The 20,789-nt window shown below is 70.1% G+C and carries 22 protein-coding genes; 12 read left to right on the top strand and 10 right to left on the bottom strand.

Translation table 11 applies throughout. The annotated features are described in order from the left end of the window. Nucleotides 1–181 (bottom strand): hypothetical protein (locus KBX34_RS19925; protein WP_210926260.1); only part of this gene is annotated, 181 nt, incomplete at its 3' end. Between the two features lie 233 nt (nt 182–414). Between KBX34_RS19925 and KBX34_RS19930 the strand changes: the two genes are divergently transcribed. The 5 genes from KBX34_RS19930 (at nt 415) to KBX34_RS19950 (ending at nt 4,790) form a co-directional block, all read left to right on the top strand. After that, complete coding sequence (locus KBX34_RS19930) at nt 415–699, top strand: GlsB/YeaQ/YmgE family stress response membrane protein (RefSeq protein WP_099857898.1); 285 nt, start codon at nt 415–417, stop codon at nt 697–699. 458 nt (nt 700–1,157) lie between these two features. After that, nucleotides 1,158–1,442, top strand: coding sequence for a GlsB/YeaQ/YmgE family stress response membrane protein (locus KBX34_RS19935; protein WP_091410004.1), 285 nt, complete (start codon nt 1,158–1,160; stop codon nt 1,440–1,442). Between the two features lie 251 nt (nt 1,443–1,693). After that, nucleotides 1,694–2,980, top strand: coding sequence for a sugar ABC transporter substrate-binding protein (locus tag KBX34_RS19940; RefSeq protein ID WP_210926261.1), 1,287 nt, complete (start codon nt 1,694–1,696; stop codon nt 2,978–2,980). Continuing rightward, the gene (locus tag KBX34_RS19945) at nt 2,977–3,963 is read left to right on the top strand and encodes a carbohydrate ABC transporter permease (RefSeq protein ID WP_099856570.1); all 987 of its coding nucleotides are present in this window, start codon (nt 2,977–2,979) and stop codon (nt 3,961–3,963) included. Before KBX34_RS19940 ends, KBX34_RS19945 begins: the two co-directional genes overlap by 4 nt. Beyond that, entirely contained in the window at nt 3,960–4,790 is an 831-nt protein-coding gene (locus KBX34_RS19950) for a carbohydrate ABC transporter permease (protein ID WP_088949707.1), read from the top strand. The genes KBX34_RS19945 and KBX34_RS19950 overlap by 4 nt, the downstream gene beginning before the upstream one ends. 24 nt (nt 4,791–4,814) lie before the next feature. Here KBX34_RS19950 and KBX34_RS19955 read toward each other — a convergent pair whose 3' ends face one another. Genes KBX34_RS19955 through KBX34_RS19965 form a run of 3 tightly spaced genes read right to left on the bottom strand, consistent with a single transcriptional unit; the run spans nt 4,815 to nt 7,198 of the window. Then, the gene (locus KBX34_RS19955; protein WP_210926262.1) at nt 4,815–5,597 is read right to left on the bottom strand and encodes a MerR family transcriptional regulator; all 783 of its coding nucleotides are present in this window, start codon (nt 5,595–5,597) and stop codon (nt 4,815–4,817) included. A 45-nt stretch (nt 5,598–5,642) separates the two neighbouring features. Then, nucleotides 5,643–6,404: an ABC transporter permease gene (locus KBX34_RS19960; RefSeq protein WP_210926263.1), complete on the bottom strand. Its 762-nt coding sequence runs from the start codon at nt 6,402–6,404 to the stop codon at nt 5,643–5,645. Further along, nucleotides 6,401–7,198, bottom strand: coding sequence for an ABC transporter ATP-binding protein (locus tag KBX34_RS19965; RefSeq protein ID WP_247672016.1), 798 nt, complete (start codon nt 7,196–7,198; stop codon nt 6,401–6,403). Before KBX34_RS19965 ends, KBX34_RS19960 begins: the two co-directional genes overlap by 4 nt. A gap of 72 nt (nt 7,199–7,270) precedes the next feature. On the opposite strand from KBX34_RS19965, the gene KBX34_RS19970 reads away from it, so the two are divergent. Both KBX34_RS19970 and KBX34_RS19975 read left to right on the top strand, forming a co-directional pair. Next, nucleotides 7,271–7,912, top strand: coding sequence for an MOSC domain-containing protein (locus tag KBX34_RS19970; RefSeq protein WP_210926264.1), 642 nt, complete (start codon nt 7,271–7,273; stop codon nt 7,910–7,912). A 127-nt stretch (nt 7,913–8,039) separates the two neighbouring features. Next, nucleotides 8,040–9,233, top strand: coding sequence for a low temperature requirement protein A (locus tag KBX34_RS19975; RefSeq protein ID WP_210926265.1), 1,194 nt, complete (start codon nt 8,040–8,042; stop codon nt 9,231–9,233). A 32-nt stretch (nt 9,234–9,265) separates the two neighbouring features. Here KBX34_RS19975 and KBX34_RS19980 read toward each other — a convergent pair whose 3' ends face one another. The 3 genes from KBX34_RS19980 to KBX34_RS19990 all read right to left on the bottom strand — a co-directional run bounded on the left by KBX34_RS19980 (nt 9,266) and on the right by KBX34_RS19990 (nt 12,638). After that, the gene (locus KBX34_RS19980) at nt 9,266–10,456 is read right to left on the bottom strand and encodes a low temperature requirement protein A (protein ID WP_210926266.1); all 1,191 of its coding nucleotides are present in this window, start codon (nt 10,454–10,456) and stop codon (nt 9,266–9,268) included. A 197-nt stretch (nt 10,457–10,653) separates the two neighbouring features. Continuing rightward, nucleotides 10,654–11,556, bottom strand: coding sequence for a phytanoyl-CoA dioxygenase family protein (locus KBX34_RS19985; protein ID WP_210926267.1), 903 nt, complete (start codon nt 11,554–11,556; stop codon nt 10,654–10,656). A gap of 221 nt (nt 11,557–11,777) precedes the next feature. Next, nucleotides 11,778–12,638 carry a hypothetical protein gene (locus KBX34_RS19990; protein ID WP_088949699.1) on the bottom strand — a complete coding sequence of 287 codons (861 nt, stop codon included), beginning with the start codon at nt 12,636–12,638 and terminating at the stop codon, nt 11,778–11,780. 371 nt (nt 12,639–13,009) lie between these two features. Here KBX34_RS19990 and KBX34_RS19995 point away from each other — a divergent pair, with 371 nt between their 5' ends. Continuing rightward, nucleotides 13,010–13,774, top strand: coding sequence for an SDR family NAD(P)-dependent oxidoreductase (locus tag KBX34_RS19995; RefSeq protein ID WP_088949698.1), 765 nt, complete (start codon nt 13,010–13,012; stop codon nt 13,772–13,774). Nucleotides 13,775–13,893: 119 nt separating this feature from the next. Here the strand turns inward: KBX34_RS19995 and KBX34_RS20000 are convergent, their stop codons facing one another. After that, a complete protein-coding gene (locus KBX34_RS20000) occupies nt 13,894–14,703 on the bottom strand; it encodes an enoyl-CoA hydratase-related protein (RefSeq protein WP_210926268.1) in 810 nt (269 codons plus the stop codon). A 19-nt stretch (nt 14,704–14,722) separates the two neighbouring features. Between KBX34_RS20000 and hemW the strand changes: the two genes are divergently transcribed. Beyond that, nucleotides 14,723–15,946 (top strand): radical SAM family heme chaperone HemW, encoded by a 1,224-nt coding sequence (gene hemW, locus KBX34_RS20005; protein ID WP_210926314.1) that lies wholly within the window; start codon nt 14,723–14,725, stop codon nt 15,944–15,946. Between the two features lie 54 nt (nt 15,947–16,000). Here hemW and KBX34_RS20010 read toward each other — a convergent pair whose 3' ends face one another. Next, nucleotides 16,001–16,597 (bottom strand): DUF4870 domain-containing protein, encoded by a 597-nt coding sequence (locus KBX34_RS20010; protein WP_088949696.1) that lies wholly within the window; start codon nt 16,595–16,597, stop codon nt 16,001–16,003. 225 nt (nt 16,598–16,822) lie between these two features. Between KBX34_RS20010 and hrcA the strand changes: the two genes are divergently transcribed. The 3 genes from hrcA to KBX34_RS20025 all read left to right on the top strand — a co-directional run bounded on the left by hrcA (nt 16,823) and on the right by KBX34_RS20025 (nt 19,802). Next, the gene (gene hrcA / locus KBX34_RS20015) at nt 16,823–17,845 is read left to right on the top strand and encodes a heat-inducible transcriptional repressor HrcA (RefSeq protein ID WP_088949695.1); all 1,023 of its coding nucleotides are present in this window, start codon (nt 16,823–16,825) and stop codon (nt 17,843–17,845) included. A 75-nt stretch (nt 17,846–17,920) separates the two neighbouring features. After that, nucleotides 17,921–19,066, top strand: coding sequence for a molecular chaperone DnaJ (gene dnaJ / locus KBX34_RS20020; protein ID WP_172862226.1), 1,146 nt, complete (start codon nt 17,921–17,923; stop codon nt 19,064–19,066). 1 nt (nt 19,067) lies between these two features. Next, a complete protein-coding gene (locus KBX34_RS20025) occupies nt 19,068–19,802 on the top strand; it encodes a 16S rRNA (uracil(1498)-N(3))-methyltransferase (protein ID WP_210926269.1) in 735 nt (244 codons plus the stop codon). Between the two features lie 20 nt (nt 19,803–19,822). Here the strand turns inward: KBX34_RS20025 and ppk2 are convergent, their stop codons facing one another. After that, nucleotides 19,823–20,734 carry a polyphosphate kinase 2 gene (gene ppk2, locus KBX34_RS20030; protein WP_088949692.1) on the bottom strand — a complete coding sequence of 304 codons (912 nt, stop codon included), beginning with the start codon at nt 20,732–20,734 and terminating at the stop codon, nt 19,823–19,825. Between the last annotated feature and the right edge of the window lie 55 nt (nt 20,735–20,789).

The raw sequence follows: 20,789 nt of genomic DNA on the forward strand, positions 1-20,789 counted from the left end.
CGACTTCCCGAAACGCGAGTCGACCGGCCACCGCCACCGCCGCCGCGCCGGCCACCGCCACCGCCGCCGCGCCGGCCACCGCCACCGCCACCGCCACCGCGCCGGCCACTGGGTTCGGCCACCGGCCCCGGGGCGCGCCACCGGCCACCGGCCCCGGGGCGCGCCACCGGCCACCGGCCACCGGACAGTGCCGGGAAGAAAATTTTCTTGCGCTGTCGCGGAGCACCGGGGGTTACCAGATGGGCTCCCACCTGTGTGGATGCGCTCCCACGCGGAACCGACGCAGCTCTGCGCATTGACGTTTGGCGTTGCTGTCTGAGGTGAGTCGGTTTGGATTTTCGGAGGGTCGGGCAATTAGTGGTCACGACAGGAAGCACACGTTGTGTGTCAGACATTCTTTGAAGGAGGGTGGCCGTGGAGCTCACCGTGTGGGGCATCATCACTGCGATCGTTGTTGGTCTCATCGTCGGCGCGCTGGGCCGCCTGGTTGTTCCGGGTCGGCAGAACATGCCGATCTGGCTGCACCTGTTGATCGGTGTGGGTGCGGCTCTGCTGGGCACCGTGCTGGCGCGGGCCATCGGCATCGCGACCGAGACGAGCGGTATCGACTGGGCCGAGCTGCTGGTGCAGGTCGTGGTGGCCGCGATCGCGGTCGCGCTGGTGGCAGGTGTGGGTGGCCGCCGCCGCGTGACCCGGTAACACCGAGCATCACCCCGTACCACTGCTAGATCTTTGATGGGCGCCCGACCGACAGGTCGGGCGCCCATCGGCGTTCCTCCTGTTCGGAGGGTGGTTGGCTCTTCGGATCGTGGCCGGCCGTAGGCCTGGTTCGCCAGCTCGGCCGGTCGAGCCCGCCGTGATCAACTCGGGTTCAGGGATGTCGGGGTGTCCCAGGGCCTCCGATACCCCAGTTTCAAGGATTCCGTGTTGATCAATTGCCCAGCGGCGCCGGTAGGTCGGGGATCGCCGGCTGGTCGCGGACCTCGGTAGGACCGCGTCCGTTCGGCGATCGGCGGTCGGCGGAACGTGTTCGTGTCTGCCAAATCGTGATCGTTTGGTGGATGGAGTCGGTTTGGATTTTCGTTGGGTCGGGCAATTAGTGGTCACGACAGGAAGCACACGCTTGTGTGTCAGACATTCTTTGAAGGAGGGTGGCCGTGGAGCTCACCGTGTGGGGCATCATCACTGCGATCGTTGTTGGTCTCATCGTCGGCGCGCTGGGCCGCCTGGTTGTTCCGGGTCGGCAGAACATGCCGATCTGGCTGCACCTGTTGATCGGTGTGGGTGCGGCTCTGCTGGGCACCGTGCTGGCGCGGGCCATCGGCATCGCGACCGAGACGAGCGGTATCGACTGGGCCGAGCTGCTGGTGCAGGTCGTGGTGGCCGCGATCGCGGTCGCGCTGGTGGCCGGCGTTGGTCGCCGCCGCAGCGTCACCCGATAACGACCCGGCATCACCTGGTCGAACAGCACCACCGGCAAGACGGCAACACTGGAAAGAGCGCCCGGCCTTTGGCCGGGCGCTCTTTCGTGCTGGTACACCCGACTTCGATCCGATGCGGCAGTGCCGTTCGTCGGGCCTCTGCGGTACGGTCGCGACGCTTCGGCCAGTCCCGCCCACTGTCGTAAAGGAATTCTCCGTACTAGGGTGCGGCGGAGAAGGTTAGTTCCAGGCGGCGCGAGGGGAGCAGTGGCGTGAACAGGTGGAAGCGGTTGGCCCCGGTCACCGCCATGGTGGCCTCGGCCGCGATGGTGCTGACCGGCTGTGGGGGTTCCGACGACAAGGCGGCCGACGACAGCGAGCTCACGGTCTGGATGATGGGCGAGGGCGGCGACGCGCAGAACACCTTCCTCGACGGGGTCGAGGCCGAGTTCCGCCAGAAGCACCCTGACACCGACGTGGTGGTGCAGTACATTCCCTGGCTCGAGGCGCCCAAGAAGTTCCAGGCCGCGCTCGCCGGTGGCGAGGGACCGGACATCACCGAGCTGGGCAACACCGAGACCCAGGGCTGGGCGGCCCAGGAGGCGCTCGCCGATGTGAGTGGTCGGATGGGCGGCTGGGCCGACGGCAAGGATCTGCTGCCCGACCTGGTGCGCAACGCGCAGCTCGACGGCAAGCAGTACGGCGTGCCCTGGTACGCGGGCGTGCGCGCTATCTACTACCGCACCGACTGGTTCGCCGAGGCCGGTGTGCAGCCCCCGAAGACCTGGGACGACCTGGTCACCGTGGCGAAGACCGTGCAGGCGAAGAAGAAGGGCACGTACGGCATCGCCCTGCCGGGCAACTCGGAGCTGCCGTTCTACTCCTTCCTCTGGGGCGCCGGTGGCGAGATCGCCAGCAACCAGGGCGGCACCTGGAAGTCCGGCTACACCACGCCGGAGGCGCAGCGGGCGGTCAAGTTCTGGACCGACCTGGTGACCGTGCACAAGGTGGCCCCGCCGGCCGCGGCCGGTTGGAACGAGATCGACGCGCGGACCCAGTTCGCCACCGGCAAGGCGGCGATGGCCTTCGCCGGCAGTTGGCAGCAGGGTGCCATCAAGAAGGACAACCCCGAGATCGAGAAGGTCTGGGGTACGTTCCCGATCCCCGGCCCGGACGGCAAGGCGGCACCCGCTTTCGCCGGCGGTTCGGACGTGGCGATCTGGAAGGACAGCGAGCGCCAGGATCTGGCCTGGGACTACCTGACCGTGCTGCTCAACAAGAAGAACTCACAGAGCTTCGCGAGCAGCCTCGGCTTCTTCCCGGTCTACCAGGACCTGGTGGCCGGTGACGCGTACGCCAACGACAAGGTGATGGCGGCGTTCGCCACCACCATGCAGAACACCAAGCTCACGCCGCTCACCCCGAAGTGGGTGGAGGTCAGCCGGACCAAGACGGTGACCCAGGCGATGAACAGCTCGGTCATGAAGGGTCAGAAGACGGTCGAGAAGGCTACCGCCGACGCGGCCGGTGAGATGGAAAGCATTCTCAACGCCAAGTGACCACGCTGACAAAGAACCCGGAGACGGCCGCCGCGCGGGAGACCCCCGCGCGGCGGCGTCGCCGGGTTGACCGCCTGCCCTACCTGTTACTCCTGCCCGCACTGGTGATCATCGGGGTGCTGCTGCTCTGGCCGCTCGGCCAGGTGGTGGTGATGTCCTTCTACCGGCTGAACACCGTCCGCCAACTGCGCGGCGACCGGGAGTGGCCGTGGGTGGGGCTGGGCAACTACGCCGACATCCTCTCCGACCCGTTCTTCCTGACGGTGCTGCGCAACACGGTGTTGTTCGCCGCGGCCAACGTGCTGCTCACCATGGTCCTCGGCACCCTGGTCGGGCTCCTGCTCAACCGGCTCGGCCGCAAGATGGCGACCTTCGTGGCCAGTTGCGTGATGCTCGCCTGGGCCACCCCGGCGCTGACCGGCACCATCGTCTGGAAGTGGATTTTCGACGACACGAGCGGCCTCGTCACGTGGCTGTTCAACGCCCTGCCCGACGGGCTGTCCAACAGCCTCTTCGGCCGTAGCGACTGGACCGGCTACGGCTGGTTCAACTCGCCGCTGCTCTTCTTCGCCATCCTCACCCTGGTGGTGGTCTGGCACTCGTTCCCGTTCATCGCGGTGAGCGTGCTCGCTGGTCTCAAGAGCGTGCCGAGCGAGCTGCACGAGGCCGCCCGGGTGGACGGCGCCAGCCCGTGGCGGGTCTTCTGGAAGATCACGTTTCCGCTGCTGCGGCCGGTCTTCGGGATCCTGATCGTGCTCTCCACCATCTGGGACTTCAAGGTCTTCACCCAGCAGTTCGTGCTGGCCGGCGGCACCCAGGACCGGCCGACGTTCATGCTCGCCATCTACTCGTACGCCGAAGCCTTCTCCCCGCCGCCGAAGTACGGACTCGGCGCGGCCATCGCGGTGATCCTCACGCTGATCCTGCTGATGGTCACCGGCTTCTACGTACGGATGGTGCTCAGGCAGGAGGACGAGTCGTGAAGAAGGTCGCCCTCAACGGCGCCGGGCTGCTGGTCGCGCTCTTCGCGGCGTTCCCGGTCTACTGGATGATCTCCACCTCGCTGAAACCGAGCAGGGAGATCTTCTCGTCCACTCCGCAGCCGGTGCCGACCCACCCGACGCTGGAGCACTACCGGGAGATCCTGACCGGCAACCTGATCCCCGGGGTGAGCTTCCTCGACTTCTTCCTCAACAGCGCGCTGGTCGCCGTCTCCACAGTGGTGCTCAGTGGGCTGGTGGCCCTGCTGGCCGCGACGGCGGTGGCGCGGTTCCGCTTCAAGCTGCGGACCAGCTTCCTGATCATGCTGCTGGTGGTGCAGATGATCCCGCTGGAGGCGCTGGTCATCCCGCTGTTCCTGATGATCCAGCGACTGGGGCTCTACAACACCCTGCCCAGCCTGATCCTCACGTACCTGGGCTTCTCGCTGCCGTTCGCGGTCTGGATGCTTCGTGGTTTCGTCGCCGCGGTGCCCAAGGAACTGGAGGAGGCGGCGGCCATCGACGGGGCGAGCCGGGCCCAGATCTTCCGGCGGGTCCTCTTCCCGCTGGTCGCGCCCGGCCTGGTGGCCACCAGCATCTTCTCCTTCATCACGGCGTGGAACGAGCTGATCTTCGCGTTGACGTTCATCAACGACCAGGGGAGCTACACCCTGCCGGTGGCGATGACCTTCTTCTTCGGCCGCGACGACACCAACTGGGGGCCGGTGATGGCCGCGTCGACCCTGTTCACCCTGCCGGTCATCATCTTCTTCCTGCTGGTGCAGCGTCGGATGGTCTCCGGCCTGGTGGCCGGCGCCGTCAAGGGCTGAGCGGTCGGAAGCGCCGCCCGGCGGTCAGTCGGGCGGCGGCTTCGGCAGCCGCTCCATCCGGTTCCAACCGGACCAGCCGCGTTCGTGCATCAGCTCCCGCAGCCGCCGCACCCGCGGGTCTGACTCGACGGCAAGCGCGTCGATCAGGTCGTGTGGAAGATCGTCACTGGCTTCCTCGACGTGCAGGACCTCGTTGGCGGCGTACGCCTGCTCTGCCAGGCAGGCCATGATGTCGGCGGCCTCCGCCAGCCGCGGGTCGTCCTCCTCGTCACCGTCGAAGATCTCCGAGAGCACCTGGTAGAGCCGGACGACCTGCGGATCATCGAGGTGGGCGATCTTGCCGGGCATCCACTCGACGATCCGGTCGGGCCAGCGCGCCGCGACCAGGATCCACCCGTCCCGTTCGGCCTCGACCATCCGCTGGGACGCCCCGATGCCCCGGAGTCGGTCGAGATAGGCGGCGACCTCCGGTGGGAGCGCCAGGCTGTCCCCGGCGGTGAGTTGCGCGATGTGCCTGCGGCTGGTCTCCAGCCGTTGGATCTCGTCGCGCAGGTGGCTGTCGATGGTCCGGATCGCTTCGGCGAAGGCTGCGGCGTCGGCTTCGAGCATCCGACTGATCTGCGACAGTGGCACGCCGGCGTCGGCGAGGGTGCGGATCTTGATGAGGGACACGACTGCCGTTGCGCCGTACCGCCGGTAGCCCGAAGCGTCCCGCTCCGGCTCGGGCAGGAGCCCGATCTGGTGATAGTGCCGCACCGCCCGCACCGTGACGCCGGCGTACGCCGCGAGTTGGCCGATCGTCAGCATGCCCTGATCCTGCCCGTAGTCCGTCCAGCTCTGGTGGACACCGGTTCAGGAGATCGTGCGACGGTAGGTGACATTGGCGAACAGGTAGGCGAGGACGAGGATGCCGGTGCACCAGGCGAGGGCGATCCAGATGTCCGTGCCGACCGGCTGTTGGGTGAACAGGTCCCGGATCGCGTTGACGATGGAGGTCACCGGCTGGTGCTCGGCGAAGGCGCGTACCGGGCCGGGCATGGACCCGGTGGGCACGAAGGCCGAGCTGACGAACGGCAGGAAGATGAGCGGATAGGAGAACGCGCTCGCGCCGTCCAGCGTCTTCGCGGTGAGGCCGGGGATCACGGCGATCCAGGTCAGGGCCAGGGTGAACAGGACGAGGATGCCGGCGACCGCGAGCCACCCCGACACGCCCGCCCCCGTACGGAAGCCCATGATCAGGGCGACGCCGATGACGACGACGATCGAGATCAGGTTGGCGACCAGCGAGGTCAGGACGTGCGCCCACAGCACGGCGGAGCGGGCGATCGGCATGGACTGGAACCGTTCGAAAATGCCGCCCTTCAGGTCGAGGAAGAGCCGGAAGGCGGTGTAGGAGATGCCCGAGGCGATCGCGATGATCAGGATGCCGGGCAGCAGGTAGTTGACGTAGGAGTCGGACCCGGTCTCGATCGCGCCGCCGAAGACGTAGACGAACAGCAGCATGAAGGCGATCGGCATGATTGCGGTGGTGATGATGGTGTCCGGGCTGCGGGCGATGTGGCGCAGCGAGCGACCCAGGAGAACGGCGGTGTCGCCGACGAAATGCCTGTTCATCGTTGTTCCTTGCTCGTGCGGGCGCCGACGACGGTGAGGAAGACGTCCTCAAGGCTCGGCTGCTTCTCGACGTACTCGACTTTTGCGGGTGGGAGGAGCTGCTTGAGCTCGTCGAGGGTGCCGTTCACGATGATCCGTCCCTCGTGCAGGATCGCGAGCCGGTCGGCGAGGTGCTCCGCCTCGTCGAGGTACTGAGTGGTGAGCAGCACGGTCGTACCACCCTTGGCGAGTTCTTTGACGGCCTGCCACACCTCGATGCGCGCCTCCGGGTCCAGCCCGGTTGTCGGCTCGTCGAGGAAGATCACCGGTGGGTTCCCGATGAGGCTCATCGCGATGTCCAACCGGCGGCGCATGCCACCGGAGTACGTCGCCACCCTCCGGGTGCCCGCCTCGGTCAGCGAGAAGCGCCTCAGCAGGTCATCCGCGACCGTGCGCGGCGCTGGACGGTGCCTGAGCCGGGCGACCAGGACGAGGTTCTCCCGCCCGGTGAGGACCTCGTCGACCGCCGCGAACTGCCCGGTGAGACTGATCGACTCGCGCACCTCGGCAGCCTGCGCCGCGACGTCGAAGCCGTTGACCCGGGCGGTCCCCGCGTCGGCCTTGAGCAGCGTGGACAGGATCTTCACCACAGTGGTCTTGCCCGCCCCGTTGGAGCCGAGCAGGGCGAAGATGGAGCCGCGCGCCACGTCGATGTCCACACCGCGCAGCACCTTCAGTTGCTTGAACGACTTCTCCAGGCCCCGCACGTGTATCACCGGCGGCTCGACCTGATCGGTTGTTGGCGGGATGCTCATGGCAGCCAGCATGGAGGGTTGACGCAGCGTCAAGGTCAAGCCCGCACCGCGAATTCACCTAGGCTGACGGTCATGACGGGCAGGGTGGCAGCGGTGAACCTCGGCATCGTGACCGAGGCGCAGTGGGCCGGCGACGCGAGCGGTCGCAGCGGCATCGACAAGCGGCCGGTGGACGGCCCGGTGCAGGTCCGCGTGGACGGGGTGATCGGTGACTTCATCGGCGAGCGAGCCCACCACGGCGGTCCTGACCAGGCGGTCTACGCCTACGCGGAGGAGGACGCCGCCTGGTGGGCGGCCGAGCTGGGCCGCGCCGTACGACCGGGTGGCTTTGGTGAGAACCTGTCCACCTACGCGGTCGACGTGACCGGCGCGGTGATCGGCGAGCAGTGGCAGGTCGGTTCCGCCCTGCTCCAGGTCACCAAGCCGCGTACGCCCTGCACCACCTTCGCCGGGTTCTGGGGCGTACCGGATCTGATCAAGCGCTTCACCGCCCGGGCGCTGCCCGGCGCCTATCTGCGCGTGCTGCGGGAGGGCGAGGTCGGCCCGGGTGACCCGGTCGAGGTGGTGGAGCGGCCCGCGCACGGCGTCACCATCGGCGAGGTGTTCCGGGCGACCAGCCTTGAGCCGGAGCTGCTGCCCCGGCTGCTGGAGGCGGAGGGCCTGCCGGAACCGATCCGGGAGAAGGCACGCCGCCGCCTCGCCTCCCGCGGCTGACCGCGAGCCGCGACGACACGCGGCCCTCCCGTCCAGGTCGGGATAGACGGTCAACAGGAACCGACGGCGGACGGTTGCCCGTATTGTCCCCATCGGGGGCATGCGGCGCGGGACCGGGTGGAGCGCGATGTCGATGGCGACGGACGGCGGTGCTGCTGCGGCGTCACCACCTGATCCGGGTCTGGAGCGTCCGGCGTTCCTGGAACTCTTCTTCGACCTCGTCTACGTCTTCGCGCTGGTCACCCTGGCGACCGTTCTGTCCGAGAACCTCAGCTGGACCGGCCTCGCCAGGACGCTGGTGCTGCTGCTCGGGTTCGCGATGATCTGGGCGCTGACCGTCTGGTCGGCGGACAGCGTCGACCTGACCCGCCCGGCTGGGCAGGGGCAGTTCATCTGGGTGGCGGCCGCCAGCCTGCTGTTGGCTGCGCTCGCGCCCGACGCGTACGACGATCACGCGCTGCCCTTCGCGATCACGTACGTGGTCATCCACCTCAGCGCCTCGGCCTACTACGTCCTGGTCGTCTCGATCAGGAAACCGCCGCGTCGCAGCATCCGGATCCAGGTCTGGGAGGCCATCGCCGGCGTCGGCTGGATCGGCGGGGCGCTCGTCGGCGGTTCGGGACAGTTGGCGATCTGGGCGCTCGCGGTCGTCGTCGAGTATGTCGCAGCCGTGTTCGGCTGGCCGGTGCCGCGGATCGGTCGCTCACGACCGCGCGACTGGCGACTGGTCGGCGCGCGGGTGGCTGAGCGGTACCGGCAGTTCGTCATCGTCGCGCTCGGTGTCTCGATCTTCGTGACCGGAACGACCTTCAGCATGAGCGAGTACACGCTGGTGCGAGGGTGGGCACTGCTCGTGGTGTTCACCACCGTCGTGTTGATGTGGCGGATCTACACCTACCGCGCCGGTGAGCTGCTGACCGACGCGATCACCCGGTCGACCAACCCGGCGCTGCTCACTCAGTCCGCGGCGGCCACCCATCTGGTCATGGTGGCCGGAATCGTCGGCGCGGCGGTCACCAGTCACCTCGTGGTGGGCCGCCCGTTGGGCGAGACCCCGCCCTCGTGGGCTGCGGTGATCCTCGGCGGCCCCGCGTTGTACCTGGTCGGCCGGGGCGTCCTCGACTTCACCGTGTTCGGGCGGATCTCGCGGTCCCGGCTGGCCGGGCTCGTGCTTCTGGCGTGCGTGGCGCCAACCGTGCCCCTGCTGCCGCCGGTCCTGGTCGCGCTGCTTGCCATGGCGGTGCTGCTCCTGATCGCCGTGGCGAACCTGGTGAGCACTCGACTACACGCACGTACGCCGGCACCGCCGATGCTGCGGTGACTCGGCACGGGCGGCCAAGGCCGGGCGACCGCTCAGAGTGACGGCGCGGCCGCCGGGGCCCGGCGGCGGTCACGCGCGGCCAGCCCTTCCCCGACCAGGGTGAGCAGCAGGACCAGGTTCGCCAGCACCAGGGCGGCCAGGGGCGGGAGCAGGAACGTGGCGGGTGCCATCAGGGCGCCCAGCACCACGATCGCCAGCACCCGGGACCAGAGCATCCGGCCGGTCACCACGGCATCGAACAGGACGCTGCCGAGCAGGAAAAGGGCCGGCCCGCCGAGGATGGCGGCCATCAGCTCGACCGGGGCGCGACCGGACGGCTGATCAATGACCGTCAGGGTGCTGGCCGAGACCACCACCACCCCGGCCACCATCACCAGATGGCTGTACGAGGTGGAGGTGCCCGGGCGCACCCGTTCCACCGTCGCGACGCTCGGTGGGGCCAGGATCCGCTGGACCCGCTGGAAGTAGAGCTGGAACAGGAGCACTGCGCTGACGAACGCGACCGCGCTGGTGGCCACCTGGCCGGCCGTGAACCCGCTGCCGGCCAGTCCCATGCCGGTGCTCAGGATCAACTCGCCGAGCGCGACGATGAAGATCGCCCGGTGCCGTTCGGAGAGATGCACCCCGGTGAAGATCTGGCTGGCGAGTTCGGTGCGCCCCAACCTCGGCGTCGGCCAGCCGAACCGGGCCGAACCGAGGTCGACCGCCACCGCGAGCGACCAGAGCACCAGCCGAGCCGTCTCGTCCACGAACACTCCGGCCACCCACGGCGCCACTGTGACGCCGAACCAGAAGAAGACCCGGATGCTCCTGGCCTGGATCGGGCGGTTCACCCGGGTGCCGGGGATCAGGACGGCGTCACGGACCAGGTGGATGCCGAAGTACGCCGCGACGAAGAGCCACCCGTACCGGCCGAAGGCGTACGGGGTGGCGATCGCCATCAGCAGGGTGCCGAGCATGACCAGCAGGACGGTCGCCTGGATGATCGGCAGTCGGGGGTTGAACAGGTCGGTGAGCCACGCGGTCAGCACCCAGACCCACCAGGCGGCCAGCAGGAGTACGGCGGTCTGCAGCGCACCCCGGACGGTGAGGTCGGCGGCCAGGCTGGCGGCGAGCCGGGAGAACATGAAGATGTAGACCAGGTCGAAGAAGAGCTCCAGGAAGGTCGGGTATTCCGGCTCGCCCCGGCGGCGGAGGATCCGGGGAAGCGGAGCGGACGTCACTGCGACTGCCTCCTGTGCCACCCCGCGCCCTGGGGTGGGGGCACCGCGCCCCGACCTGCGCACCCGTCACGCTACCGACAGTGCGGCCTGCGGTGGTCAGGAACGGGGCCGGCCCGAGCGGTCGTGTCCGCAGACACGAAAAACGGCCCCTCTACCACCGCTGGGCGATGGCAGGGGGCCGTTCTGCGAGCGGTGGGTCAGCGGAGCCAGGGGATGTTGCGGTCGAGCAGACCGCGGTCCTTGAGCTCCTTGCGCAGCGGGATCTCGTCGTCGACGTACCCGTCCCAGTTGATGCCCCAGTAGTTGGCGGTGTGGGTGCCCTCACCGATCAGCTGGCGCTGCACGGGGGTGCGGTTGCGGTACCACTCGCCGTTCACGTCGGGGTGCAGCTCGTCCAGCGGACGGATCCACCGGTAGGTGTAGCCGACGAAGAGCATCTTGCGGGTGACGGTTGACAGGTTCGTCGACCGCGAGTGCCACTGCCGACGGTCGAAGATGAAGGCGTCGCCCGGGTTGGCGGTGATCTCCACCGTGCCCTCCGGGTCGGGGTTCTGCACGGTGAGGTCCGCCGGCCGGGGCAGCGAGTTCTTCAGGTGGCTGCCCGGGATGACCTTGGTGGCACCGCGGCCGGTCTCGGAGAGGTCCGACAGCACGTACGCGACCTTCAGCGAGAACATCGGCCGGGGCAGGTTCGGGTCCATCGTCTCCGGGTCGGAGTTCTGCCGGTACCCGTCCTGGTGCCAACCCCAGTACGGCTTCTCCGGCTCGGCGGCCGGCGGGGTGACGTCCAGGTGGTTGTGGTGCGTGTAGATGTTCCAGCCGGCCAGCCCCCACATGTACGGGAAGGCGATCGGGTGGGTCAGCAGCTCGCCGAAGAGCTCGTCGCGCTCCAGGAAGCCCAGCAGGTGCAGGGTGCCGTCCTTCTTGGTGGTGCCCTTCGCCTGCTCCTCCGCGTAGACGCGGTCGACCGCCGCCTCCAGCGCCGCCCGGTGGTCCTCCGTCAGGACGTTGCGCAGCAGGAGGAAGCCCTGCTCGTGGAACTCCTTGCGGTCAGTGTCGCTGATCGGTTCGTAACCGGTCCGGTCGCCGTAATCGAACACCGCGTCGTACCCCTCCCCATGAGGTGAAACCTTTTCTGGCACAGGCCGCCGATCGTAACGCGACGGATCTGGCCCCGGGGAGGGCGTGTGGGGCTGGTGGGCCGCAGGGGGACCCCGTGCAGCGAGAGGACTGCGGAGAGTGATTTGACCGTGATCAATAGAGGTGTTTGCGGAGACTTGTCCGATTGTGCGGTGACTGCCGGTTAAGAGATCCGGGTCGGTCAACCCTCGTTGAACACCTCTGCCACCACCTGACCGGCGGGGCTCTGCTCGCCGTCCGCCCGGCCCCAGGTGCCGGCCCGGGCGGTCCATTCCAGGTCGCCGAAACGGACGCGCTTCACGCCGTGGTCCTGGGCGTGGGAAACCAGCCAGTGCGCGTACCGCCAGCCGTCGCGCTGGTCGTCCGGCGTCACCGCCAACCCGGTGGGGTCGGTCGGGTCGGTGCCCTTCAGCCCCCAGTCCAGCACCAGGTTGCGGGTCAGCTGCGTGGCCGCCGCCGCGCCGTGCATCGCCGGGGTACGCCCGACGGTGCAGGCGACCGCGCCGGTCGCGTCGCCCATCAGCGCTCGGCTGAGCACCTCGGAGTCGTCGGCCCACTTCTGGTAGGCCTCCGGGAAGGCCGAGCGCTGCACCCGCTGGGCGGCGTCGGTGACGCGCATCTTCTCCCAGCCGCGCACCTTCTTGAGCGCCGCGTAGAACCGGTTGGCCGCGTAGCGCGGGTCGCGGATCTGGGCCGGGGTGCCCCAGCCCTGGCTCGGCCGCTGCTGGAACAGGCCGACCGAGTCCCGGTCGCCGTCGGCGAGGTTGCGCAGCCCGGACTCCTGGTACGCGGTGGCCAGCGCGACCACCACGGCCCGCTCGGACATCCCGCGCTGTGCCCCGATGGCTGCGATGGTCGCCGCGTTGGCCATCTGGTCGGCGTCGAGCGCGACCCGACCGTCGGCCTGCACGGTGCACTTCCGGGCCGCCAGCGGCAACTGGAGGCGGTCACCGACCTGCCGTACGACGAGCCAGATCGCGATCACGGCGACGAGGATGAGCACCACTCCACCCGCCACGGTTGCCCGAGTTCGCACCCACACCCCCAGATCGACAGTCTGACAAGCGTACGTCCCCCACGGGCCCCTCCGGGTCGTCCGCGCGGTTCCAGGCCGGCTCTGCCGACCCGTTCCGATCGCGGCATTCCCGCTCCGGCCGCGCTCTCACCTGCCCGTATGGCCCTGTGGTCCACCCTGCTCCGGCGAGAATCGAGCCATCCGGCGCCAGGGCCCGCTGGCGGATCGTGGGCACCGCGTGTGCCGCCAGTCTGACCTGTCGTGCGTGTCACCGCCCCGACGGTGCCCGGAATGGTCGGAAGGTCGAGGCGCTTACTCCCGATTGACATGTCAATTGCTGGCCCGCCCGGTCGTTCACGCAGGTGGCCGGGGGTAGCCACGGAACAAGGAGGAGTTCCATGGGAACGCTCGACGGCAAGATCGTGCTCGTCACCGGCACCGGCGGCGGCCTGGGGCGCGTCGCCGCGCAGATCTTCGCGCGGGAGGGCGCAAAGGTCGTCGGGGCCGACATCCAGGTCGCCGGAAACGACGAGACGGTCGAACTCGTTCGGAGCGCCGGCGGCGAGATGACCGGCATCGCGCCGGTCGACCTCACCGACCCGGAGCAGGTGCGGAAGTTCGTCGAGGACGCCGCCGCGACCTACGGCGGGCTCGACGTGGTCTACAACAACGCGGCGGCGCTCCGCTTCGGCCCGATGCCGGACTTCTCCGTCGAGGCTTGGCGCTACACCATCACCGGCGAACTCGACATTCCGTACTTCGTGTCCAAGTTCGCCTGGCCCCACCTGGTCCGGCGTGGTGGTGGCGTCATCATCAACGCCGCCTCCATGGCCGGCATGATCGCCGGTCACGTCCCCCCGATGGTCGGCCACACCGCCGCCAACGCCGGCGTCATCGGCCTGACCCGACAACTCGCGCTCGAAGGCGCGCCGCACGGGATCCGCGCGGTGGCGGTCAGCCCGGGGCCGATCGTCAGCCCCGCAAGTGAGCGCGACCTGGGTGACAACCAGGCCGCTCGGGACGCGATCACCGGCAAGACGCTCCTCAAGCGGTTCGCTCAACCGGAGGAGGTGGCCGAACTGGTGGTGTTCCTGGCCTCCGACCGGGCGTCGTACATCACCGGGGCGAACTACCCGGTCGACGGCGGCGCGACCGCCTGGTGACCGGACCGAATGGCCCGGGGACGCCACATCACGCAGGCGGCGTCCCCAGCGGCCCCGGTCCTAGCCAACATCACCGGCAACCCCGGTCCCACCCGGCATGATCACCGGCGCCCCCGGTCCTACCCGGCATGATCACCGGAACCACCGTCCGGAGCGGGCACCCAGGCCGCCGGTCGCTTTTCCCGAAAGGCCATGATCCCCTCGCGCCCCTCGTCGGAGAGGAAGTAGCCGGTCGAGAGGGCGGACAGCCGGGCCAGGTCACCGCGCAGCTCGGCGGTGCCCGGCCGGCTCAGCAGCTCCTTCGCCCCGGCCAGAGCGCCCGGCGCTCCGCGCACCAGCGAGTCGCAGTAGCGCCGAACCGCGTCGTCCAGCCCGTCCGCCGGGACCGAGGCCGTGACCAGGCCGATCTCGGCGGCCCGTTGGCCGTCGAAGGTGTCCCCGGTCAGGTAGAGCTCGGCGGCGGCGCGCGGTTGCAGCCGGGGCAGCACGGTCGCCGAGATCACCGCCGGGATCACCCCGATCCGCACCTCGGTGAACGCGAACGTCGCCTCGTCGGCGCAGACCGCCAGATCGGCGGCGGCGATCAGGCCCAGCCCGCCGGCCCGCGCCGGCCCGCCCACCCGGGCCAGCACCGGCTTCGGGCAGTCCCAGATCGCCGCGAGCACGTCACCCAGCATCGCGGCGGGCACCGTGCCGCTGGCGTACGCCGCGGCCGTCTCCTTCAGGTCGGCGCCCGAGCAGAAGACTGGGCCGGTGTGGTCGAGCACTATCGCTCGAACCGTCTCGTCGGCGATCGCGTCGCCCAACCCCGCCAGCAGCTGGGTCATGAGGCCGGTGGAGAGCGCGTTGCGGTTGTGCGGACTGTCCAGGGTGAGGGTGGTCACCCCGCGGGCCGTGGCGACCCGCACGAGGACGTCGGGAGAGGTCATGCCGGGCACACTAGTGGCCATGCCCGGCGTCCTTCCAGATGGTGAGACCGTCCCCGTCGACGGATCGCTGCCCGCCACCGCCACCACGGCGGTCGGCGCGCGCGGCTTCGGCGTGTACGTCCACGTGCCGTTCTGCGCCAGCCGCTGCGGCTACTGCGACTTCAACACCTACACGGCGTCCGAGTTGGGCGGCGGTGCGAGCCGCGAGGGGTACGCCGACACCGTCCTGGCCGAGCTCGCGCTCGCCGCCGGGGTGCTGGGCGACAGCCCGCCGCCCCGGGTCGACACCGTCTTCGTGGGCGGTGGAACGCCCACCCTGCTCCCCGCCGACGACCTGGCCCGCATCCTCGACGGCATCGACCGCACCTGGGGGCTGGCCGCCGACGCCGAGGTGACCACCGAGGCCAACCCCGAATCGGTCACCCCGGAATCGTTGAAGCTGCTGCGGGCCGCCGGCTACACCCGGATTTCGCTGGGCATGCAGTCGGCCTCCCCGGGAGTGCTGGCGATCCTGGACCGCAAACACAGCGCCGGCCGGGCCACCGCCGCCGCCCTGGAGGCACGCGACGCCGGGTTCGAGCACGTCAACCTGGACCTGATCTACGGCACCCCGGGGGAGCGCACCGAGGACTTCGCCGCCTCGCTGGAGCAGGTCGTCGCCGCCGGGGTGGACCACGTCAGCGCGTACGCCCTGATCGTCGAGGACGGCACCCGGCTCGCCGCCCGGATGCGGCGCGGCGAACTGGCGTACCCCAGTGACGACGTGGCCGCGGACCGCTACCTGGCTGCGGAGGCCGCGCTCGACGCCGCCGGGCTCTCCTGGTACGAGGTCTCCAACTGGGCGCGCACCGACGACGCCCGCTGCCGGCACAACCTGCTCTACTGGACGGGCGCGGACTGGTGGGGGCTGGGGCCGGGGGCGCACAGCCACGTCGGCGGGGTGCGCTGGTGGAACGTCAAACACCCCACTGCGTACGCCCAGAGGTTGGCGGCGGGCGCGTCACCCGGCCTGGCCCGGGAGGTGCTCACCGGCGACGAGGCGCACATGGAGGACGTGATGCTCCGACTGCGCCTCGCCAGCGGCCTCCCGTTGGCGGTGCTCGACGCCACCGGCCGAGCGGGCGCCGAGCGGGCCCTGGCCGACGGCCTGCTGGCCGCCGAGGAGTACGCGGCTGGCCGGGCGGTGCTCACCCTGCGCGGGCGGCTGCTCGCCGACGCGGTCGTGCGTGACCTGCTGCCCTGAGTGGGCGGGCCGTTCCGGTGGTGCGGGCCGGCCGGGGGAGCGGCCGACCCGGCATCACTTGATGAAGTTCGCGGAGAGCGGGTAGCGGTAGAGCTGCCCCTCGTTGGCCTTGATTCCGGCGATGATGCCGAACACGAGACCGAGGATGACGGCTGCGCCGACCCCGATGAAGCCGATCAGGATGCAGGTCAACACCCAGCCGACCAGGCCGACGATCGACCAGATGAGCTGGAAGTTGAGCGCCGCCACGGCGTGCGCCCGCACCGTCGGGGACTGGCTGCCACGTGCCAGCATCGCCACCAGCGGGGCGATCCAGCCGAGCACACCGCCGCTGACGATCATGCCGACGGCGCCGCCGAAGTGGGCGATCAGCGCCCAGGTCTTGTCCTCGTTGTTGGCGAAGCCGCCAGGGCCGCCGTAGGCGCCGCCGGTCGGGTAGCCGCCACCGGGCGGGGGATAGCCGCCAGGCGGGGGATAGCCACCCGCCGGAGGGTAGCCGCCTGACGGCGGTTGGTCACCGGTGGGCGGCGGATAGCCACCGGGCGGGGGATAGCCGCCCGGGCCGGGTGCCCCGGACAGTGGTGCGGTGGGCGGCTCCGGCGGGTAGTTGCCGGGGTCACCCGCGCCGGGAGGGCGAGGAGGTTCAGTCATGGATGCCACCGTAGGGGCACGTGGCAACGCGGCACCAGCGCGACACCGCCCGGCGGTGAGGGTCGATCGGCCCGGCGGGGTGGCGCGGGCCGCACCGACGGACAGCCGTTGATCATCGCGCTGGCGGGCACGCCGACGTAGACTGGCACTCGTTACAGTCGAGTGCCAGGACGGCCCGGCCGGCCGAGGACGCCGGCGGCCGACGTGCGACAGGAGGTGCGGAGGATGGGTCTCGACGACCGGAAACTCGCCGTGCTCCGTGCCATCGTCGAAGACTACGTCTCCACCCAGGAGCCGGTCGGCAGCAAGGCGCTGGTCGAGCGGCACCAGCTCGGGGTCTCCCCGGCCACGGTCCGCAACGACATGGCCGTGCTGGAGGAGGAGGGCTACATCCGGCAGCCGCACACCAGTGCCGGCCGGGTGCCCACCGACCGCGGCTACCGACTCTTCGTCGACAGGTTGTCCCGGGTCAAGCCGCTCAGCCCAGCCGAACGCCGGGCCATCGAGCGCTTCCTGGTCGGCGCGGTCGACCTCGACGACGTGGTGCACCGCACCGTGCGCCTGCTCGCCCAGCTCACCCGGCAGGTCGCCGTCGTGCAGTACCCGAGCCTGGCCCGCTCCTCGGTGCGTCACCTGGAGCTGGTGCCGATCTCCACCACCCGACTGATGGTCGTCATGATCGCGGACACCGGGCGGGTGGAGCAGCGTCTGGTGGAGCTGCCCGGGCCGGTGCCCGCCGACGACGTCACCGACCTGCGCCGACTGGTCAACGAGAAGCTCGCCGGCGCCCGGCTGTCCGACACGCCGCCGCTGGTGCAGGCGCTGGTCGAGGAGTCGTCGCCCAAGCTGCGTCCGGCCATGACCACGCTCGCCACTGTGCTGCTGGAGACCCTGGTCGAGCGGCATGAGGAACGCATCGCCCTGGCCGGCACCGCCAACCTCACCCGGGGTGGCCTGCTCGACTTCCAGGGTTCCCTGCGACCGATCCTCGAGGCGCTGGAGGAGGAGGTCGTCCTGCTCAAGCTCATCGGCGAGACCGAGCCCAGCACGACCCGGGTGCTGATCGGCGACGAGAACGAGTTCGACAACCTGCGGGCCGCCTCCGTGGTCAGCACCGGCTACGGCCCGGGCGCCACGATCGTCGGCGGCCTGGGGGTGCTGGGGCCCACGCGGATGGACTACCCCGGCAACATCGCCACGGTTCGCGCCGTGGCACGCTACGTGGGCGAGTTGCTGGCCCAGAACTGATTGGTCAGGGCCGATGCGGCCGGCTGCGGCCGCCGACCGGCACAACGCGAGACGAACATGAGGACACGGAACGCAGTGGCCAGGGACTACTACGGCATTCTCGGTGTGAGCCGGGAAGCCTCCGATGACGAGATCAAGCGCGCCTACCGCAAGCTGGCGCGCCAGTTCCACCCGGACGTCAATCCGGACCCGGAGGCTCAGGAGAAGTTCAAGGACATCAACGCCGCGTACGAGGTCCTCTCGGACGACCGGAAGCGGCAGATCGTCGACCTGGGTGGCGACCCGCTCGCCCCGGGCGGCGGCGGTGCCGGAGGCCCCGGAGGTCCCGGAGGTGCCGGCCCGTTCGTCGGTTTCCAGGACATCATGGACGCGTTCTTCGGCGGTGCCGCAGGCGGTGCCCGTGGTCCGCGTCCGCGTACCCGGCCGGGCGCCGACGCGATCCTGCGCCTCGAACTGGACCTGCACGAGACGGCGTTCGGCGTCGAGGCCCCGATCACCGTCGACACCGCAGTGCTGTGCACCACCTGCTCCGGCGCCGGCACGGCGGCCGGCACCCACCTGGCGACCTGCGAGGCGTGTGCCGGGCGGGGCGAGGTGCAGTCGGTGCAGCGCACCTTCCTCGGCCAGGTGGTCTCCGCCCGGCCGTGCACCGTGTGCCAGGGCTACGGCACGACCATCCCGCACCCCTGCCCCACCTGCGCCGGCGACGGCCGGGTGCGCACCCGCCGCTCGCTGACCGTCAAGATCCCGGCCGGCGTCGAGGACGGCATGCGGATCCGGCTCGCCCAGCAGGGTGAGGTCGGCCCGGGTGGCGGCACCGCCGGCGACCTCTACGTGGAGATCCACGAGCGGCCGCACGACGTCTACTCCCGCAAGGGCGACGACCTGCACTGCCGGGTCACCGTGCCGATGACCGCGGCGGCACTGGGCACCCGGCTCACCATCAAGACCCTGGACAGCGAGGAGACGGTCGACGTCAAGGCCGGCACCCAGCCGGCCAGCACGCTGCGGCTGCGCGCCCGGGGGGTGCCGCACCTGCGCGGCACCGGCCGAGGCGACCTCTACGTGCACCTGGACGTGCGGACGCCGACCAAGCTCGACCCCGACCAGGAAAAGATGCTGCGCGACTTCGCCAAGACCCGCGGTGAGGAGGTCGCCGAGTTGTCCAAGCAGGGCGGCTTCTTCTCCCGGATGCGCGACGCGTTCAACGGGCACGCCTGAGGTGTCCGCGCCGCTGTTCCTGGTCGAGGCGCTGCCCACCGGCGACGCGCTGACCCTGGACGGCCCCGAGGGGCACCACGCCGCCACAGTGCAGCGGCTGCGCGTCGGCGAGGAGCTGCTGCTCGCCGACGGCCGGGGTGGCACGGCCGCCGCCGTGGTCACCGCCGTCGGCCGGGGCACCCTGGAGGTCACCATCACCTCCCGGGGGTACGCGGACGCGCCCGTACCCCGGATCGTCACCGTGCAGGGCATCGCGAAGGGCGACCGGGGCGAGTTGGCCGTGCAGGCGATGACCGAGGTCGGCGTCGACGAGATCGTGCCCTGGGCGGCGTCGCGCTCGGTGACCCAGTGGCGGGGTGACCGGGGCGTACGGGCCCGGGAGAAGTGGGTGGCGACCGCCCGGGAGGCGGCCAAGCAGGCCCGCCGGCCGTGGCTGCCGGTGGTGGCCGGTGCGCCGGACGAGTCGACAGCCACTGTGGCCCGCCGGATCGCCGGTGCCGCCGCCGGGTTCGTGCTGCACGAGGAGGCCGACGAGCGGCTCACCACCGCCGAGCTGCCCGCCACCGGTGAGATCGTCCTGGTGGTCGGCCCCGAGGGTGGCATCGCCCCGGCCGAGCTGACCGCGTTCCGTGAGGCCGGCGGCCGGCCGGTGCGGCTCGGGCCGGCGGTGCTGCGTACGTCGACCGCCGGAGTGGCGGCGCTCAGCGTGCTCGCCACCCGCCTCGGCCGCTGGTAGCCCGTCGGCTGCTGGCTCGTTTACGGGCGGGGGAACACCGGCACCACCTCTTCCTCCGGCGTCAGGTCCAGCCCGGCCGGCCCGATGATCTGTGGGTCGGGCGTGCCGACCACCTCGGGGTCCTTGCCCGCGTAGTCGAAGCGGTGCAGCACGTGACGCATCGCCTCCAGCCGGGCCCGCTTCTTGTCGTTGCTCTTCACCACCGTCCACGGCGCGTCGGCGGTGTCGGTCCAGAAGAACATCGCCTCCTTGGCCTCCGTGTACTCGTCCCACCGGTCCAGCGACGCGATGTCCATCGGGGACAGCTTCCACTGCCGGACCGGGTCGACCTGGCGGATCGCGAACCGGGTGCGCTGCTCGTTCTGCGAGACGGAGAACCAGAACTTGACCAGCCGGATGCCCGAGCGCACCAGCATCCGCTCCAGCTCCGGGGCCTGACGCAGGAACTCCAGGTATTCCTTGCGGGAGCAGAAGCCCATCACCCGCTCGACGCCGGCCCTGTTGTACCAGGAACGGTCGAACAGCACGATCTCACCGGCCGCCGGCAGGTGCGCCATCCACCGCTGGAAGTACCACTGGCCGGCCTCCCGCTCGTCCGGCTTGGCGAGCGCCACCACCGACGCCCCACGCGGGTTGAGGTGTTCCATGAAACGTTTGATGGTGCCGCCCTTGCCGGCCGCGTCCCGGCCCTCGAAGACGATCACCAGGCGCTCGCCGGACTCCTTGATCCAGTCCTGGAGTTTGAGCAGCTCGATCTGGAGCAGCCGCTTGTCGCGGTCGTACTCGTCGCGGTCCATCCGTTCGTCGTACGGGTAGTCCTCCCGCCAGGTCTCGACGGGCGTCCCGTCGGGTCGGAGCAGGACGGGGTCGTCGTCGTGGCCATCGGCCACCTGGTAGTCGGCGGTGAGATCCAGCAGCGCGGAGTCGGCCATGTCGCAGAGACTTACCCGCCCTCGTGCCGCGAACCACCCCCTGGCCGGGTGATGT

It is taken from the genome of Micromonospora sp. M61 (assembly GCF_018070245.1).
GTDB lineage: Bacteria > Actinomycetota > Actinomycetes > Mycobacteriales > Micromonosporaceae > Micromonospora > Micromonospora zamorensis.

What these genes read in the sequence shown, in the direction of transcription:
- KBX34_RS19955 (WP_210926262.1), bottom strand. Translation starts at nt 5,597, where the DNA reads ATGCTGACGATCGGCCAACTCGCGGCGTACGCCGGCGTCACGGTGCGG.
- KBX34_RS19960 (WP_210926263.1), bottom strand. Translation starts at nt 6,404, where the DNA reads ATGAACAGGCATTTCGTCGGCGACACCGCCGTTCTCCTGGGTCGCTCG.
- KBX34_RS19965 (WP_247672016.1), bottom strand. Translation starts at nt 7,198, where the DNA reads ATGAGCATCCCGCCAACAACCGATCAGGTCGAGCCGCCGGTGATACAC.
- KBX34_RS19970 (WP_210926264.1), top strand. Translation starts at nt 7,271, where the DNA reads ATGACGGGCAGGGTGGCAGCGGTGAACCTCGGCATCGTGACCGAGGCG.
- KBX34_RS19975 (WP_210926265.1), top strand. Translation starts at nt 8,040, where the DNA reads ATGTCGATGGCGACGGACGGCGGTGCTGCTGCGGCGTCACCACCTGAT.
- KBX34_RS19995 (WP_088949698.1), top strand. Translation starts at nt 13,010, where the DNA reads ATGGGAACGCTCGACGGCAAGATCGTGCTCGTCACCGGCACCGGCGGC.
- KBX34_RS20000 (WP_210926268.1), bottom strand. Translation starts at nt 14,703, where the DNA reads ATGACCTCTCCCGACGTCCTCGTGCGGGTCGCCACGGCCCGCGGGGTG.
- hemW (WP_210926314.1), top strand. Translation starts at nt 14,723, where the DNA reads ATGCCCGGCGTCCTTCCAGATGGTGAGACCGTCCCCGTCGACGGATCG.
- KBX34_RS20010 (WP_088949696.1), bottom strand. Translation starts at nt 16,597, where the DNA reads ATGACTGAACCTCCTCGCCCTCCCGGCGCGGGTGACCCCGGCAACTAC.
- hrcA (WP_088949695.1), top strand. Translation starts at nt 16,823, where the DNA reads ATGGGTCTCGACGACCGGAAACTCGCCGTGCTCCGTGCCATCGTCGAA.
- ppk2 (WP_088949692.1), bottom strand. Translation starts at nt 20,734, where the DNA reads ATGGCCGACTCCGCGCTGCTGGATCTCACCGCCGACTACCAGGTGGCC.